General features: G+C 61.6%; 15 protein-coding genes. 14 read left to right on the top strand and 1 reads right to left on the bottom strand.

The features are described from left to right. The first annotated feature begins 43 nt into the window (after nucleotides 1-43). From odhB to GA566_RS09055, 12 genes are all read left to right on the top strand, one after another. On the top strand, nucleotides 44-1291 hold the full coding sequence (gene odhB, locus GA566_RS09110; protein ID WP_160472555.1) for a 2-oxoglutarate dehydrogenase complex dihydrolipoyllysine-residue succinyltransferase: 1248 nt from the start codon (nucleotides 44-46) through the stop codon (nucleotides 1289-1291). A gap of 148 nt (nucleotides 1292-1439) precedes the next feature. Continuing rightward, complete coding sequence (lpdA, locus tag GA566_RS09105; RefSeq protein ID WP_137927189.1) at nucleotides 1440-2864, top strand: dihydrolipoyl dehydrogenase; 1425 nt, start codon at nucleotides 1440-1442, stop codon at nucleotides 2862-2864. Between the two features lie 97 nt (nucleotides 2865-2961). After that, on the top strand, nucleotides 2962-4059 hold the full coding sequence (gene zapE, locus GA566_RS09100) for a cell division protein ZapE (protein WP_137927190.1): 1098 nt from the start codon (nucleotides 2962-2964) through the stop codon (nucleotides 4057-4059). Nucleotides 4060-4191: 132 nt separating this feature from the next. Then, nucleotides 4192-6759 (top strand): heavy metal translocating P-type ATPase, encoded by a 2568-nt coding sequence (locus GA566_RS09095; RefSeq protein WP_202126679.1) that lies wholly within the window; start codon nucleotides 4192-4194, stop codon nucleotides 6757-6759. Then, a complete protein-coding gene (gene ccoS, locus GA566_RS09090; protein WP_137927191.1) occupies nucleotides 6760-6954 on the top strand; it encodes a cbb3-type cytochrome oxidase assembly protein CcoS in 195 nt (64 codons plus the stop codon). It begins immediately after the preceding gene. A 167-nt stretch (nucleotides 6955-7121) separates the two neighbouring features. Then, nucleotides 7122-8570 carry a cytochrome-c oxidase, cbb3-type subunit I gene (gene ccoN, locus GA566_RS09085; RefSeq protein ID WP_137927192.1) on the top strand — a complete coding sequence of 483 codons (1449 nt, stop codon included), beginning with the start codon at nucleotides 7122-7124 and terminating at the stop codon, nucleotides 8568-8570. Between the two features lie 16 nt (nucleotides 8571-8586). Further along, the gene (ccoO, locus tag GA566_RS09080; RefSeq protein ID WP_160472554.1) at nucleotides 8587-9237 is read left to right on the top strand and encodes a cytochrome-c oxidase, cbb3-type subunit II; all 651 of its coding nucleotides are present in this window, start codon (nucleotides 8587-8589) and stop codon (nucleotides 9235-9237) included. Between the two features lie 4 nt (nucleotides 9238-9241). Next, the gene (locus tag GA566_RS09075) at nucleotides 9242-9403 is read left to right on the top strand and encodes a CcoQ/FixQ family Cbb3-type cytochrome c oxidase assembly chaperone (RefSeq protein WP_137927194.1); all 162 of its coding nucleotides are present in this window, start codon (nucleotides 9242-9244) and stop codon (nucleotides 9401-9403) included. A 2-nt stretch (nucleotides 9404-9405) separates the two neighbouring features. Beyond that, nucleotides 9406-10335, top strand: coding sequence for a cytochrome-c oxidase, cbb3-type subunit III (gene ccoP / locus GA566_RS09070; protein WP_160472553.1), 930 nt, complete (start codon nucleotides 9406-9408; stop codon nucleotides 10333-10335). 51 nt (nucleotides 10336-10386) lie between these two features. Next, nucleotides 10387-11880: a cytochrome c oxidase accessory protein CcoG gene (gene ccoG / locus GA566_RS09065; protein WP_160472552.1), complete on the top strand. Its 1494-nt coding sequence runs from the start codon at nucleotides 10387-10389 to the stop codon at nucleotides 11878-11880. 11 nt (nucleotides 11881-11891) lie between these two features. Beyond that, nucleotides 11892-12119 (top strand): FixH family protein, encoded by a 228-nt coding sequence (locus GA566_RS09060; RefSeq protein WP_137927197.1) that lies wholly within the window; start codon nucleotides 11892-11894, stop codon nucleotides 12117-12119. Next, entirely contained in the window at nucleotides 12116-12361 is a 246-nt protein-coding gene (locus GA566_RS09055) for a hypothetical protein (RefSeq protein WP_137927198.1), read from the top strand. Before GA566_RS09060 ends, GA566_RS09055 begins: the two co-directional genes overlap by 4 nt. Before the next feature lie 66 nt (nucleotides 12362-12427). On the opposite strand, the gene fnr is transcribed toward GA566_RS09055, so the two are convergent. Continuing rightward, the gene (fnr, locus tag GA566_RS09050) at nucleotides 12428-13153 is read right to left on the bottom strand and encodes a fumarate/nitrate reduction transcriptional regulator Fnr (protein ID WP_160472551.1); all 726 of its coding nucleotides are present in this window, start codon (nucleotides 13151-13153) and stop codon (nucleotides 12428-12430) included. Nucleotides 13154-13237: 84 nt separating this feature from the next. On the opposite strand from fnr, the gene GA566_RS09045 reads away from it, so the two are divergent. Together GA566_RS09045 and scpB are read left to right on the top strand one after the other, a co-directional pair. Next, nucleotides 13238-14008 (top strand): sulfite exporter TauE/SafE family protein, encoded by a 771-nt coding sequence (locus GA566_RS09045; protein ID WP_137927200.1) that lies wholly within the window; start codon nucleotides 13238-13240, stop codon nucleotides 14006-14008. 548 nt (nucleotides 14009-14556) lie between these two features. After that, nucleotides 14557-15465 carry an SMC-Scp complex subunit ScpB gene (gene scpB, locus GA566_RS09040; RefSeq protein WP_160472550.1) on the top strand — a complete coding sequence of 303 codons (909 nt, stop codon included), beginning with the start codon at nucleotides 14557-14559 and terminating at the stop codon, nucleotides 15463-15465. The last annotated feature ends 18 nt before the right edge of the window (nucleotides 15466-15483 follow it).

Genomic DNA, 15483 nt, shown 5'->3' with positions numbered 1-15483 from the left:
CCGAAACGAAACACATACGCATACATCGAGGAAATACCAAACCATGGCTATTGTTGACGTCAAGGTTCCGCAGCTGTCTGAATCGGTCGCCGAAGCGACCATGCTGAACTGGAAGAAGAAGCCGGGCGAAGCAGTCGCTCAGGACGAAATCCTGATTGAAATCGAAACGGACAAGGTTGTGCTGGAAGTGCCGGCCCCGTCGGCTGGCGTGCTGTCGCAAGTGATCAAGAACGACGGCGACACCGTGGTGGCCGATGAAATCATCGCCAAGATCGACACGGAAGCCACTGCTGGCGCCGTGGCCCCGGCAGCTGCAGCTCCGGCACCCGCCGCAGCTGCACCGGCTCCGGCCGCTGCTGCCCCCGCAGCCGCTACGGCTGGCGGCATCGCCATGCCGTCGGCTGCCAAGCTGATGGCCGAAGGTGGCCTGTCGGCTTCGCAGGTTGCCGGCACCGGCAAGGACGGCCGCATCACCAAGGGTGACGTGCTGGCCGCTGGTTCGGCTCCTGCCAAGGCTGCTCCGGCACCGGCCGCGGCCAAGCCCGCGCTGCAGCAAGTGGCAGCCAAGGTGGACTTCGCTGCGCTGGGTGATCGCCCGGAAGAGCGCGTGCCGATGAGCCGCCTGCGTGCCCGTATCGCCGAGCGCCTGATCCAGTCGCAATCGACCAACGCCATCCTGACCACGTTCAACGAAGTGAACATGAAGCCGGTGATGGATTTGCGCAACAAGTACAAGGATCGCTTCGAGAAGGAACATGGCGTGAAGCTGGGCTTCATGTCGTTCTTCGTGAAGGCCGCCGTGCACGCGCTGAAGAAGTACCCGATCATCAACGCTTCGGTCGACGGCAACGACATCCTGTACCACGGCTACTTCGACATCGGTATCGCCGTGGGTTCGCCGCGTGGCCTGGTGGTGCCGATCCTGCGCAACGCCGACCAGATGAGCCTGGCCGACATCGAGAAGAAGATTGCCGAGTTCGGTGCCAAGGCCCGTGACGGCAAGCTGTCTCTGGAAGAGCTGACCGGCGGTACGTTCTCGATCTCGAACGGCGGTACGTTCGGTTCGATGCTGTCGACGCCGATTATCAACCCGCCGCAATCGGCCATCCTGGGCGTGCACGCCACCAAGGACCGCGCCGTGGTGGAAGACGGCCAGATCGTGATCCGTCCGATGAACTACCTGGCCATGTCTTATGACCACCGTATCATCGACGGCCGCGAAGCCGTCCTGGGCCTGGTGGCCATGAAGGAAGCGCTGGAAGATCCGGCACGCCTGCTGCTGGACCTGTAATCGGTCCTATCCCCAGACAGACCTTGGTCTTTCGTTTGTCGTCGTCCCCACGCTTCGGCGTGGGGACCCGGCGAGCGCATCGCCATCGCGATGTGCCCGGATGGTCGCCAACCTGCGGCGGGCATGACGTGCCAAAGAGATAATTCCCATGAGCAAACAATTCGACGTGCTGGTGATCGGCGCCGGCCCCGGCGGCTACATCGCCGCCATTCGCGCTGCCCAGCTGGGCCTGAACGTGGCCTGCCTGGAAGGCAACGCTTACGACGATCCCAAGGGCGAAGCCCGCCTGGGCGGTACCTGCCTGAACGTGGGCTGCATCCCGTCCAAGGCACTGCTGGCTTCCTCGGAAGAATTCGAGAACGCTTCGCACCACCTGGCTGACCACGGCATCACCGTGGGCGACATCAAGGTCGACGTGGCCAAGATGCTCAAGCGCAAGGACGACATCGTCGGCAAGATGACCAAGGGCATCGAGTTCCTGTTCCGCAAGAACAAGATCACGCTGTTCAAGGGCTACGGCAAGTTCGCAGGCAAGGCTGCCGAAGGTTTCCAGGTGGAAGTCAACGGTGAGACACTGACTGCCAAGCAAGTCATCGTAGCCACGGGTTCGAAGGCTCGTCATCTGCCGGGCATCACCGTCGACAACAAGCTGATCAGCGATAACGAAGGCGCACTGAAGTACGACTCGGTGCCCAAGAAGCTCGGCGTGATCGGCGCTGGCGTGATCGGCCTGGAACTGGGTTCGGTGTGGCGCCGCCTGGGTGCCGACGTGACCGTGCTGGAAGCGTTGCCCGCATTCCTGGGCGCCGCTGACGAAGGCGTGGCCAAGGAAGCCCAGAAGCTGCTGACCAAGCAGGGTCTGAAGTTCAACCTCGGCGTCAAGGTCAACGAAGTCAAGACCGGCAAGGACAACGTCACGGTCAACTACACGGACAAGGACGGCAAGGACCAGACGCTCGAAGTGGATCGTCTGATCGTGTCGGTCGGCCGTGTGCCGAACACCGACAACCTGAACCTGGAAGCTGTTGGCCTGGGTGTGGACCAGCGCGGTTTCATCGAGGTGGACGACCACTGCCAGACCAAGGTGCCGGGCATCTGGGCAATTGGCGACGTGGTGCGTGGCCCGATGCTGGCACACAAGGCAGAAGACGAAGGCGTGGCCGTGGCCGAGCGTATCGTTGGCCAGAAGCCGCACATCGATTTCAACACGGTGCCGTGGGTGATCTACACGTTCCCGGAAATCGCCTGGGTCGGCAAGACCGAGCAACAGCTGAAGGCCGAAGGCCGTGCCTACAAGTCCGGTCAGTTCCCGTTCATGGCCAACGGCCGTGCGCTGGGCATGGGCGCTGCTGACGGCTTCGTCAAGATGCTGGCGGATGCCAAGACCGACGAAATCCTCGGCGTGCACATCGTGGCCGCGAACGCTTCGGACCTGATCGCCGAAGCCGTGGTGGCGATGGAGTTCAAGGCAGCAAGCGAGGACATCGGCCGCGTTTGCCACCCGCACCCGTCGATGTCGGAAGTCATGCGCGAAGCTGCGCTGGCTGTCGACAAGCGTCAGTTGAATATGTAATGCATCCGTTCACCTTCCGGTGAACCCCGGCGCGCCGCGATTTCTGCGGCGCGCCGTTTTCGCTTTGCAAGCATCAGAATTTTCGTAGGCCCCCACGATGAACGTCACCGAGTTTTACGAGCACGAACTCAAGCAGCGCGGCTATCAGTCCGATGAGGCGCAACTGCGTGCCGTGGCGCGGCTGCAGCATTGCTACGACGAATGGGTGGCCTACAAAAGCCGCCGCAACAATACGCTGAAAAAGTGGCTCGTGCATCCTGACGTGCCCAAGGGCGTGTACCTGTGGGGCGGGGTAGGGCGCGGCAAGTCCTTCCTGATGGACAGCTTCTATTCCTGCGTGCCCGTGGTGCGCAAGACGCGACTCCATTTTCACGAGTTCATGCGCGAGGTACACCGCGAACTCGAAGAATTACGCGGCAGGCCCGATCCGCTCGACGAGTTGGCAAAACGGATTGCACGACGCTTCCGACTGATCTGTTTCGATGAGTTCCACGTCAGCGACGTGGCCGACGCCATGATGTTGCACCGGCTGCTGCAACAACTGTTCGACAACGGCGTGCAGTTCGTGATGACTTCGAACTATCGCCCGGACTTGCTGTACCCGGACGGCCTGCACCGTGATCGCGTGCTGCCAGCTATCGCATTGCTGCAAACCAAGTTGGATGTGCTGAACGTCGATGCCGGCATCGACTACCGCAAGCGCGCACTGGAGCAGGTAGATGCATACCACACGCCGCTCAGCCGCGAGGCCAGCGCTGCGCTGCGCGATGCTTTCACGTCTATTGCAGGTACGGCCGACGAATCGCCGATACTGCATATCGAACATCGCGAAATCAAATCGCTGCGCAAGGCCAATGGCGTGGTCTGGTTCGACTTTGCCACGCTGTGCGGCGGTCCGCGTTCACAGAACGACTACCTGGAAATCGCTTCGCAGTTCCACACCGTGATCCTGTCGGACGTGCCGAAGATGACACCGCGTATGTCCTCTGAGGCGCGCCGCTTCACCTGGCTGATCGATGTCTTCTACGACCACAAGGTCAAGCTGCTGATATCGGCTGAGGTCCCCGCCGACGAGCTTTACACGGAAGGGCAGATGGCCAGCGAATTCCATCGCACGGTCTCGCGAATCATCGAGATGCAGTCGCGCGAATACCTGGAGTCGGAACGACGCGTGATGGACACGTCGCTGACCTGACCTCTGGAAGCCCGCTGTTGTTTGTGGGAAACCGGTGGCGGGAGAATCCGCCCCGGTAGTTTCTGACTTGACTTGCATCAACGCAGGGTGAGTTTTTTTTACCTAATATCCGTTGGGTAAAAAAAGCGCGCCATGCCGTCGATAAATCCTGCCCCCTTCGCGCCATCTCTTTCCGTAGCCAGTGCTGCGAGCCTTCCCGTCGGCACCAATCACTCGACGGCGACCTCCTCAGATTCTGCATCCGACTGTTTTCACTGTGGCCAGCCTCTCAATGATGCCGCGCCATTAGTCGCGCCTATCGAAGGGCAACAACGCGTCTTCTGTTGCGCAGGCTGCCAGACGCTCGCGCAGACGCTTCATGCGGCCGGTTTTGGCCACCTCTATCGCGACATCACCCGCTTTGCCCGCCCACTCGATGCCGAGGCCCGGCGTGAGGCCGAGCCAATTTGGGCGGCTTACGACACGCCCGAGTTGCGCGGCCAGTTCGTTCGCGAGTTGGGCGACGGGCGTTGCGAGATTACGCTCGCGCCAGAGAACATTCGTTGTGCGGCCTGCGCGTGGCTGATCGAACAGCATCTGAATCAGTTGGAAGGCGTGGAGTCGGTGGTGGCGAACGTGGCGACACGCCGCGTTGTCGTGCGCTGGCGCGCGGCATCGCAGGGTGTGGCGGCACTACTTGGCAGGTTGGCGGACATTGGCTATACGGCCTGGCCGTTCGAGGTGTCGCGCACGGATCGGCAGGATCGTCGCGAGCGGCGCGGCTTGCTGATGCGCATGGCCGTGGCGATGCTCGGCATGATGCAGGTGATGATGTATGCGTGGCCGCTCTACACGCATGAAGCGACCATTGATCCCGGCCAACTTCAGTTGATGCGCTGGGCCAGCTTTGCGCTGACGCTACCGGTGGTCTTCTATTCGGCCTCGCCAATCTTTGCAGGTGCCTGGCGTGCGCTGCGGCAGCGACATATGGGGATGGACGTCCCCGTGGCGATTGGCATTGCTGCCGGCTTCCTCGCCAGCGCCGTGGCAACGGTGCGAGGCATCGGAGAAGTCTATTTCGATTCGGTCACGATGTTCGTGGCATTCCTGCTGCTGGCGCGCTATCTGGAATTGCGTATGCGCCAGGCCTCGCGCAGTGGTGCCGAGATGCTCGCGCGGCAACTTCCCGCTACCTGCGAGCGTATCGCCCATGGTGGCGGGCAGGGCGAGCGCATCCCCGTGGCACGGCTGCAGCCCGGTGACCGGATTCGGGTCAAGGCCGGCGAGATCGTGCCTGCCGATGGTGTGGTGGTGGCCGGTGCGAGCGAGATAGATGAATCCATGCTGACCGGCGAGGCGCGCCCGGTGACGCGTGAAATAGGCGATGCGGTGCTGGCAGGTTGCTTCAATGCCGCGAGTCCGCTGGAAGTGCGCATTGACCGGATCGGTGCGCAAACGCGATTGGCCGAGATCGTTGCAGTCCTGGACCGCGCGCTCGCTGACAAGCCACGGCTCGCCCAACTGGCGGATCGGGTGGCCGGATGGTTCGTGGGGCTGCTGCTGCTGATGGCAGCCGTAACAGGGTTGGTTTGGGCCGTCTGGATCGATCCGTCACGTGCGGTGCTGGTGACAGTGGCAGTGCTGGTGGTGAGTTGTCCGTGTGCGCTGTCGCTGGCTACGCCGGCGGCGCTGGCGGCGGCCGGTGCGGCGTTATCGCGGCGGGGCGTGCTGTTGACGCGCGCTCATGCGCTGGAGACGCTGGCGAGCGTCACCGACGTGATGCTCGATAAGACAGGCACGTTGACCGAGGGACGATTCGCGCTCGTCGAAACGCAAACTTTCGGCGATCTCGATGCGGCGGGCTGCGCGCAGATCGCTCGGACCCTCGAACGTGGCGGCGAGCATCCGATCGCACGGGCATTTGCCGAGCCGGCGGGCACGGCCGGCGATGCCTCACTGACAGTGACAGATCTGCGCAACGTGCCGGGGCAGGGGCTGGAGGCAACAGTCGATGGCCGTAAGGTGCGTCTCGGTCGTCGAGAATTCGTAGCGGTTTTGTCAGGCGATGTCAATGGGGGCGTCGCGCGGTTGGATGCCGGACACCCCGGCGCAACCGAAGTCTGGCTTGGCGATACCCACAATATCCTCGGATGCTTTCGACTTGCCGATGTCGAGCGGCCGCAGACCGCCGCGCTGCTGTGCCAGTTAAAAGCGCTCGGTGTGCGCTGCCACCTCGTTTCCGGCGACACGGATGCGGCGGTGCGTTGGTGGGCCGGGCATTTCCAGATAGCAACTGCGGCAGGCGCCGTGACACCTGAGGGCAAGCGTGAGTATGTCAGCGCACTGCAGCGCAATGGCGCGGTAGTGCTGGCAGTTGGCGACGGCATCAACGATGCGCCGGTGCTGGCGCAGGCCCAGGTATCGATCGCAATTGGTGGCGGTGCCCCGCTCGCGCAGGCCGGCGCCGATGCGGTGTTGACTCATGGCGGCATCGCGGAGATTGCCACGGCTATTGCCGTCGCGCGCCGAACGCGCCGCGTCATCCGCCAGAACCTGGGCTGGGCATTTACCTACAACGTGGTCGCAATCCCGCTGGCCGCAACGGGCTTCGTCACCGCATGGATGGCTGGCATCGGCATGTCGCTGTCCTCGCTACTGGTGGTGGCGAATGCCTGGCGACTATTGCGCGTGCGCACCGCGACGCGGCCTCGGGAGTCTTGAATGGAAACGCTGTATCTGCTGGTGCCGATGAGCCTGGTGCTCGCCGCGTTGATCGCGGGTGCCTTGTGGTGGGCCTTGCATGCCGGCCAGTACGACGATCTGGAGCGTCCCGGCGAAGCCATTCTTCTCGACAACGATACCCCTGCGGATTTGACTCGTATCGGGCGTTCGTCGCGCGGGTCGGACAAGTCTTAGAAGCACTGGGAAAGTGCCGGGGGACAGCGTGGGCGCAACAGACCAACTTATTTGCGCTCGGTTCTCCGGACATGCGGTTGTGTTGATCGAAGTCAAGACGATGGCCGTGCCGTTTTTCTAAAGTCACACCGTCAATAGGTTTATTCTTTCTTAGCTTGGGGGTCTGAATGGCTGTCACCACCGCGTCTCCACGCGTCGACACCTTCAACTATGGCGTGGTGCGGCTGTTTGCCGTCATGACCGTGGTCTGGGGTATCGTCGGCATGGCCGTAGGCGTTCTGCTTGCGGCGCAACTGATCTGGCCGGAACTGAATTTCAATACGCCGTGGCTGTCATTCGGCCGTCTACGTCCACTTCACACCAACGCCGTTATCTTCGCCTTCGGCGGTAGCGCACTGTTTGCCACGTCGTATTACGTGGTTCAGCGTACGTGCCAGGCGCGGTTGTTCTGCGGACCGCTCGCCGCCTTTACGTTCTGGGGCTGGCAACTTGTCATCATCGCCGCCGCGATCACCCTGCCGATGGGCATTACGACTTCCAAGGAGTATGCGGAACTCGAATGGCCCATCGACATCCTGATCACGCTGGTCTGGGTGGCGTATGCCATCGTCTTTTTCGGCACGATTGTCAAGCGCAAGACCCGCCACATTTATGTGGCCAACTGGTTCTTCGGCGCCTATATCCTGACCATCGCCATCCTGCATATCGTCAACAACATCGAGATGCCGGCGTCGATGTGGAAGTCGTACTCCGCTTATGCAGGCGTGCAGGACGCGATGATCCAATGGTGGTACGGCCATAATGCAGTGGGCTTCTTCCTGACCACCAGCTTCCTCGGCATGATGTACTACTTCATTCCGAAGCAGGCCGAGCGCCCGATCTATTCCTACCGCCTGTCGATCGTCCACTTCTGGGCGCTCAACTTCACGTATATGTGGGCGGGTCCCCATCACCTCCAATACACGGCGCTGCCCGACTGGGCGCAATCGCTTGGCATGGTGTTCTCGCTGATCCTGCTCGCGCCATCCTGGGGTGGCATGATCAACGGCATCATGACCATGTCCGGCGCCTGGCACAAGCTGCGCACCGATCCGATTCTCAAGTTCCTCGTTGTCGCACTCTCGTTCTACGGCATGGCGACCTTCGAAGGCTCGATGATGTCGATCAAGACCGTCAATGCGCTTTCGCATTACACGGACTGGACGATCGGCCACGTGCATTCCGGCGCGCTCGGCTGGGTGGCGATGATTTCGATCGGCTCCCTGTATTACCTCATTCCGCGCTTGTTCGGGCAGAAGGAAATGTTCAGCGTCCGCCTGATCGAATGGCATTTCTGGATCGCAACCATCGGCGTGGTGTTGTACATCGCCTCGATGTGGATTGCTGGCGTGATGGAAGGCCTGATGTGGCGCGCCACGCAGCCGGACGGCACGTTGACTTATGCGTTCGTCGAAGCCGTTAAAGCCAAGTATCCGTTCTACCTGATCCGTCTGCTCGGAGGTATCTGCTTCCTGGCCGGGATGTTCGTCATGGCCTACAACGTCGTCCGCACCATCGTTGGCAAGCCTGCCGTCGATGCGCCGATTCCGACCAGCCTGCCGGCTTCCGCCCACTGATCGCGAGGATAGAACGATGTCTCAGAATCAAGGTTTCTTTCGTCACGAGACGCTCGAGAAGAACGTCGGATGGCTGATTGTCGCGACGATCATCGTCGTGAGTATTGCGGGCCTGGTGCAGATCGTACCGCTGTTCTTCCAGCACTCGACCACCAAGCCCGATCCCGGCATCACGCCGTATTCGCCGCTGCGGCTGATGGGCCGCGATATCTATATCCGCGAGGGTTGTGCGGGTTGCCATTCGCAACAGGTTCGCACGCTGCAGGCCGAAACGGAACGCTACGGCCATTTCTCGACGGCAGGAGAGTCGGTGTATGACCACCCGTTCCTGTGGGGTTCCAAGCGCACGGGTCCTGATCTGGCGCGCGTAGGCGGCCGCTACTCCGACGACTGGCAGCGCATCCATCTGCGCAGTCCGCGTGATGTCGTGCCGGAATCGGTGATGCCGTCCTATCCGTGGCTCGAGAAGACGCCGTTGCCGACCGATTCGGTGCAGCCGCGTATGCGGGCCCTCCAACGGCTTGGCGTGCCGTACACCGATGCGGAAATCGAGCGGGCACCGGAGGATCTGGTGGGCAAGACCGAGGAGGACGCGATGGTGGCGTACCTGCAGGGTCTGGGCCTGAACCGCCGCAATGTGCGCGTGGAAGCGGCGCCGAAGGAGTGAAGCCATGGTGATCATCACTGCCATTGCCACTGTCATTTCGATGGTGACATTTCTGGCCATCTGCTGGTGGGCATGGTCGGCGGGGCGCAAGGGCGCCAACGAGGAATCGGCGATGCTGCCCTTTGCCTTGCCTGACGAAGATAACAATCCAAGGCGGAATTCGTAACCATGAGCGATTTCATCTCCGATATCTGGGGCCACTACATTGCGGCCATCGCGCTGATCGGCATTGCCTGGTGCGTCTGGCTGCTGTTCTCCCAGCGCAAGATGCCAAAGGGCGTCAGCACCTCCGACGACACGGGCCACGTGTGGGATGACGACCTGCGCGAGCTGAACAATCCGCTGCCGCGCTGGTGGATGTGGATGTTCCTGTTGGCCTGCGTGTTCGGACTGGGCTATCTGATCCTCTTTCCGGGACTGGGCGCCTATCCTGGCGTGCTGAAGACCTCGTCCCAAGTGGAGCTGGCCGCGCACCGCGAGGCCGCCGAGCGCATGCAGCATCAGATCTACGCCAAGTACCTGAAGATGGATGTCAAGCAGGTGGCGGCCGACCCCGAGGCGCGCGAGATCGGCCAGCGACTGTTCCTCAACTATTGCGCGCAGTGCCATGGATCCGATGCGCGTGGCAGCCGCGGCTTTCCCAACCTGACCGACAACGACTGGTTGTATGGCGGTGAGCCCGACACCATCCAGCAATCGATCACCAAGGGGCGCAATGGCGTGATGCCTCCGCTGACTGGCGTCATCGACGCAAAGCTGGCTGGCGATACCGCGCAGTATGTGCGCTCGCTGTCCGGGCTGGCCTACGACCCGATCCGGGCATCGCGCGGCGAAAGCACGTTCAAGTCGACCTGCGCGGCGTGCCACGGTGGCACAGGCAAAGGCAACCAGGCATTGGGCGCGCCGAACCTGTCCGATAACGTCTGGCTGTACAGCAGTTCGGAAGGCGCGATCGTCGAAGCCATCCTGAAGGGCCACAACGGCCACATGCCAGCGCACGAAGAAATCCTGACGCCGGAGCGTATCCGGATGCTGACTGCCTACGTGTGGGGACTCTCCAGTACCTCCAGCGCTGCGGCCGGAGCAGCCGGGCAATGACAAACCGCCCCGGCCAGCGACGGCGCTGACCGGGGCATTAGGGCTAGTCCCATGAATGCGCCCCTGAAATCCCCTCCTGAAGGATCCGAGGTCTCAGAGACTCGGGGATGGCGCCCCGCGCCACCGCCCAAGACCGCTAACGATGCAACGGAAGAAGCGTTGTACGAAGTGCGCCGCAAGATCTACCCGCGCTCGGTGAAAGGCGCGTTTTCGAGCTGGCGCGTATGGCTCGTCATCCTGACGCAACTGGTCTACTACGGTGCGCCCTGGCTGCGATGGAACGACCGGCAGGCTGTTCTGTTCGACCTCGGAGCACGCAAGTTCTACATTTTCGGTCTTGTGCTCTGGCCGCAGGACGTGATCTATCTCGCCGTGCTCCTGGTCATTTCGGCACTGGCACTTTTTCTGTTCACCGCCATCGCCGGCCGGCTCTTCTGTGGCTACGCTTGTCCTCAGACGGTCTACACCGAAATATTCATGTGGATCGAGCGGCGTGTGGAAGGTGATCGCATCGCGCGCATCCGGCTCGATGGCGATCCATGGAGTTTGCGCAAGTTCAGGATCAAGACGACGAAGCATACGCTCTGGATCCTGATCGCCCTCTGGACCGGCTTCACATTCATCGGCTATTTCGCGCCGATCCGGGAGCTTGGCAGCGAGATACTGCAGTGGTCACTGGGGCCGTGGCAGGCATTCTGGATGCTGTTCTATGCGTTCGCTACCTGGGGCGCCGCCGGCTTCATGCGTGAGCAGGTCTGCAAGTACATGTGTCCGTATGCGCGTTTCCAGAGCGTGATGGTGGACCGCGACACCTTTGTGGTGACCTATGACGTGGGGCGTGGTGAGCCGCGCGGCGGCCGCTCGCGGAAGCTGGATCACCGTGCCGCCGGCCTGGGCGACTGCGTGGACTGCAGCATCTGCGTGCAGGTGTGCCCGACGGGGATCGATATCCGGGACGGCCTCCAGTACGAATGCATTGGATGCGGAGCTTGTATCGACGCCTGCAATCAGGTCATGGACAAGCTGGAGTACCCGCGCGGGCTGATCCGGTACACCTCCGAGAATGCCATGCGATCGGCGTTGTCCATTGCCGAGGCCCGCAAGCGGCTGGTGCGGCCTCGCACCATGATCTACATGGTGATCTGGCTGGCACTGATGGGTGGCTTTGCCGCGTCGCTGGCGATGCGCACGCCGCTGAAGGTCGACATCATTCGAGACCGTGGAGCGCTTGGTCGCGAGGTGGATGGACGCTGGGTCGAGAACGTGTACCGGTTGCAGTTGATCAATGCCACCGAGTCACCAGTGACAATCGATGTGAAGGTAGATGGCTACGATATGAAAGGGCTCACCGTCGAGTATGACCAGACGGCCAGCACTCTAGATCCCACGTCGAACCGGCTGTTGCCAATTCGCATCCGTGTGCCGATCGAAGACGCCAGGCAAGGTACCCACAAGATCGACGTGACGGTCACGGCGGAAACCGAGTCGCAACGCCGGTCGCAGATCCGTCAGAGCACAAGCTTTATCGTTCCCCGCAACTTGTAAGAGGAGATGCAATGGCTCAGCGCCCCCAACAGCCTCCCCATGCCGTTCGACCCTGGTACAAGGAGCCGTGGCCGTGGATCTTGATGGCCGGCCCGATGCTGGCGATGGTGGGTTGTGGTATCACGATCTGGCTGGCCAGCACACATGCGGACGTCCCTGTGCGCGATGCCACCCGCCATGGACTGGTCGTCGAGAAAGCCGATGTCGGAAGCGCCACGGAACAAGGGAGTCATCCATGAGGTTGCGCTGGCTGATGTGGGTACTGTGGCCAGCGTTTCTGATGGGTGGCGCGGCTACGGCGGTAGTGTTTTCCGTTGTCGACCCGGGAGACATCAGTTTCTTCGGCCAACCGGTGGAGGCTTCGAGGCAGGCGATCTACACCGTGGGCTTTCTGCTGGCGTGGCTGTTCTGCGCACTGTCCAGCGGTCTCACGCTTTACACGATGCCGGGCAGGCTCAGCGATACCGATGAACTCGAATAGCAATTTCGCAAAAAAAGCCGCAACAGCGTGATGCTGTGCGGCTCTGGTCTTGCAGCAGGATGGCGCCTAGCAGGAGCGACTATAGACCTGCTTGATGCCAGCCATGTCGATGATCTTCACATGCCGTTGACGAATTTGGATCAGGCCAGCTTCCGCGAACCGGGAGAACAGGCGGCTGACGGTTTCGAGCTTGAGGCCGAGATAGCTGCCGATTTCCTCGCGGCTCATGCGCAGCACGAACTCCGTGGAGGAATAACCGCGTGCGGAGAGGCGCTCGGACATATTGACGAGGAAGGCGGCGAGTCTCTCTTCGGCACGCATCGAGCCAAGCGTGATCAGCATGACCTGGTCCTGCGAGATCTCCTTGCTCATAAGTCGCAGGAACTGACCTTGCAGCGAAGGCAGATGATTCGACAGCGATTGCAGATCGTCGAACCGCACGACGCAGACTTCAGCGTCCTCGAGGGCGGTCGCATCCGATGCATGTTGCATCTCGCCGAGTCCATCGAGGCCGATGACTTCTCCCGGAAGATGGAAGCCGGTAATTTGAGTACGCCCATCCTCCATGGTGACGTGGGTTTTCAGCGTGCCGAAACGAATGGCGTAGACCGCGGAGAGCGGTTCACCCATTCGATACAGCGTTTCGCCCTTGTGGACACGCACGCGCTCCTGCACGAGAGTGTCCATTTTTACGAGGTCCTGCTGCGACATGCCCACGGGCAGGCAGAGTTGGCCCATGGCACACGTGGAGCAGCGTGGCGACATCTCGGTAACGGGGATGGAAGTCAGCAATTGAAGTGCTCGTTTGAATGCGCTTGCAGCGAGGGCGCGATGCATGCATTTTACAGCGTCGAGTGACGCGGAAGCGAGGAACAGTTGCCATTTGGCGTGCTTTTAAGCGTTTTTCTGATTGCCCTGTTTGGCGGTGTGCATTGCGCGGCGATGTGTGGAGGAATTGCTATTGCAGTCGAACAAAATCCGCAGCAAGTGCAACAGACGGTCTCGTTCTTGCACCGTTCTAGACGGCACTGGTGGATGTCGATTTGCGTCATGCATGCGGGCCGGGTGACGACGTACATGTTGCTCGGCGCATTGGCCGGTGCAGTGGGTGCGGCGGCGTGGGCGCACGACTATCTGCCATTGCAGCGATGGCTGTTCGGCGTGGGGAGCCTGTTGCTGATCATGGCCGGATTGTGGTTGCTTTTCGGCTGGCAGATGCGCATGGGTGCCGTGGAACGTTTTGTCGCGCGGATCGCTTCGCACGTCGCCAAGCTCTTGCGGCACGTTCGATCGACTCAGGGGTTGCATGGCGGTCCTGCCGCAGTGCCGTCAGCGATGCACCGATTCGGCATGGGTCTTGTATGGGGTATGGTGCCCTGCGGAATGATCTATAGTGCGCTCGGCTTGGCGCTGCTGGCGGGCAATGCTTCGTCGGGCGCACTCGTCATGGGAGCCTTCGGACTAGGTACTTTGCCGAATCTGCTGGTGATCTCGGGGTTATCCGGTTACCTGCGGCAGTGGTCGCGCAAGCGGTGGGTTCGCACCGTTTCAGCTTTGCTCGTGGCGGGTTTCGGGTTGCTGGGGGTGGCCCGGGCCGTATGGCTTCCGGAGACGCTTGCGCACGCCGGATTCTGCGTGGTGTTCTGAATCGGCCACAGCCCCGGGTTGCGGTATCCGGCGGTAATGCCATACAATCGCGAGAACCACGGTATCGCGCCGCGTCATGCACGAGGCGTCGCCGGGGCGGTTTCTCTCATCAGGGATGCCCGCCCAGGGTTTCTGGCCATGCAGTTGCATGCCGGAACCATCCCCACAGTCCATCCGGTTCAAAAGATCTGGTTAAAAGGCCGACGGCGGTGTGGAAGGTGACGCCGGGTCAGGGCGAAGTTTCCTGAGCCGATATCCGATTGTTTCTTGCCGTCTTGGTCATGCGTTGGCCCAGGCGAATGTCCGCCCCGAAGGGGAGGCGCGACGCAAGAGGTCCGTCGACCGGTGATGGCTGCCGGCCCTGGACGATCTCCTGCCGGACAGTCCCGGCAATTCGATGCAAAGAACGAGGTGCACGGCGGCGCTGAAACCAGCGTGGACCGTCTGCGCGACGAGATGGCGATGGCTTTGGCCTCGCTGTATCTGCAATCTCCAGTGCCCCGGGATTCGTCCGGGGGCAGGTGCAAAGACAGGCTGCACACAATCACATGAATACCCAAGAGGCGAAGATCGTCCTCGAGACCGCGCTGATCTGTGCGCAGGAACCGTTGCGCGTCGGTGATCTGCGACGGTTGTTTGCCGACGATGTCGGTGCCGACACGATCCGGGTGCTCCTCGAAGAGTTGCGGAACGATTGGCAACGGCGTGGCGTGGAACTCGTGGCGCTGGCGAGCGGCTGGCGTTTTCAGAGCCGGCCCGAAATGCGCGAGTATCTCGACCGGCTCAATCCGGAAAAGCCGCCCAAGTATTCCCGCGCGGTGATGGAAACGCTGGCGATCATCGCGTATCGCCAGCCGGTGACGCGTGGCGACATCGAAGAAATCCGCGGAGTGACGGTCAGTACGGAAGTCGTCAAAAAGCTTGAGGACCGCGACTGGATCGAAGTGATCGGCCATCGTGACGTTCCTGGACGCCCGGCACTCTATGCGACGACCAAGGCGTTTCTCGATGACCTTGGCTTGCGTTCGCTGGACGAACTCCCGCCGCTTGAGGATGCTCAGGCGCAGGCCCAGGCAACGTTGCTGGATCAACAAGCCATCGACTTCGAAGATATCGCCACGGCCAATCCGCCTGCTGGCGACGAAGAGGCTTTTGCGGCCACGGAAGTGGTCCCCAACGCCGTGACGCCGGCGGACACCGAGAAGGCCGATGCGGAGACGCCGGCCAATTTGGAAACTGCCGATTCCACCGAGGTCATTGAAGGCGCATCGCAAGAACAAGAAAGCAGCGTCGAGTCCGATCCCCCGTCACTCGGGCAGGACGACGACGTGCCGCTGGCGCATGCCAACGGTTTCCACGTGGACACTCAGGCTTCCGTTTCGGAAGTTGCCGAGGAATCGGGTCTGGAGGGCGACGCGCCTTATCCGGCCGAGGACGACGAGCGCGTGTCCAACTGAATAACATGCAACATCGAT

Origin of the sequence: Cupriavidus sp. SW-Y-13, assembly GCF_009793345.1 — a bacterium.
Taxonomy (GTDB): Bacteria; Pseudomonadota; Gammaproteobacteria; order Burkholderiales; family Burkholderiaceae; genus Cupriavidus.
This window is presented reverse-complemented; position numbering and strand designations above follow the sequence as displayed.

Excerpts from the sequence above, each read along its gene's own strand:
- GA566_RS09075 (WP_137927194.1), top strand. The coding sequence starts at position 9,242 with ATGGTGATCATCACTGCCATTGCCACTGTCATTTCGATGGTGACATTT.
- ccoS (WP_137927191.1), top strand. The coding sequence starts at position 6,760 with ATGGAAACGCTGTATCTGCTGGTGCCGATGAGCCTGGTGCTCGCCGCG.
- ccoO (WP_160472554.1), top strand. The coding sequence starts at position 8,587 with ATGTCTCAGAATCAAGGTTTCTTTCGTCACGAGACGCTCGAGAAGAAC.
- odhB (WP_160472555.1), top strand. The coding sequence starts at position 44 with ATGGCTATTGTTGACGTCAAGGTTCCGCAGCTGTCTGAATCGGTCGCC.
- ccoP (WP_160472553.1), top strand. The coding sequence starts at position 9,406 with ATGAGCGATTTCATCTCCGATATCTGGGGCCACTACATTGCGGCCATC.
- GA566_RS09060 (WP_137927197.1), top strand. The coding sequence starts at position 11,892 with ATGGCTCAGCGCCCCCAACAGCCTCCCCATGCCGTTCGACCCTGGTAC.
- ccoN (WP_137927192.1), top strand. The coding sequence starts at position 7,122 with ATGGCTGTCACCACCGCGTCTCCACGCGTCGACACCTTCAACTATGGC.
- lpdA (WP_137927189.1), top strand. The coding sequence starts at position 1,440 with ATGAGCAAACAATTCGACGTGCTGGTGATCGGCGCCGGCCCCGGCGGC.
- scpB (WP_160472550.1), top strand. The coding sequence starts at position 14,557 with ATGAATACCCAAGAGGCGAAGATCGTCCTCGAGACCGCGCTGATCTGT.
- zapE (WP_137927190.1), top strand. The coding sequence starts at position 2,962 with ATGAACGTCACCGAGTTTTACGAGCACGAACTCAAGCAGCGCGGCTAT.
- GA566_RS09095 (WP_202126679.1), top strand. The coding sequence starts at position 4,192 with ATGCCGTCGATAAATCCTGCCCCCTTCGCGCCATCTCTTTCCGTAGCC.
- GA566_RS09055 (WP_137927198.1), top strand. The coding sequence starts at position 12,116 with ATGAGGTTGCGCTGGCTGATGTGGGTACTGTGGCCAGCGTTTCTGATG.
- ccoG (WP_160472552.1), top strand. The coding sequence starts at position 10,387 with ATGAATGCGCCCCTGAAATCCCCTCCTGAAGGATCCGAGGTCTCAGAG.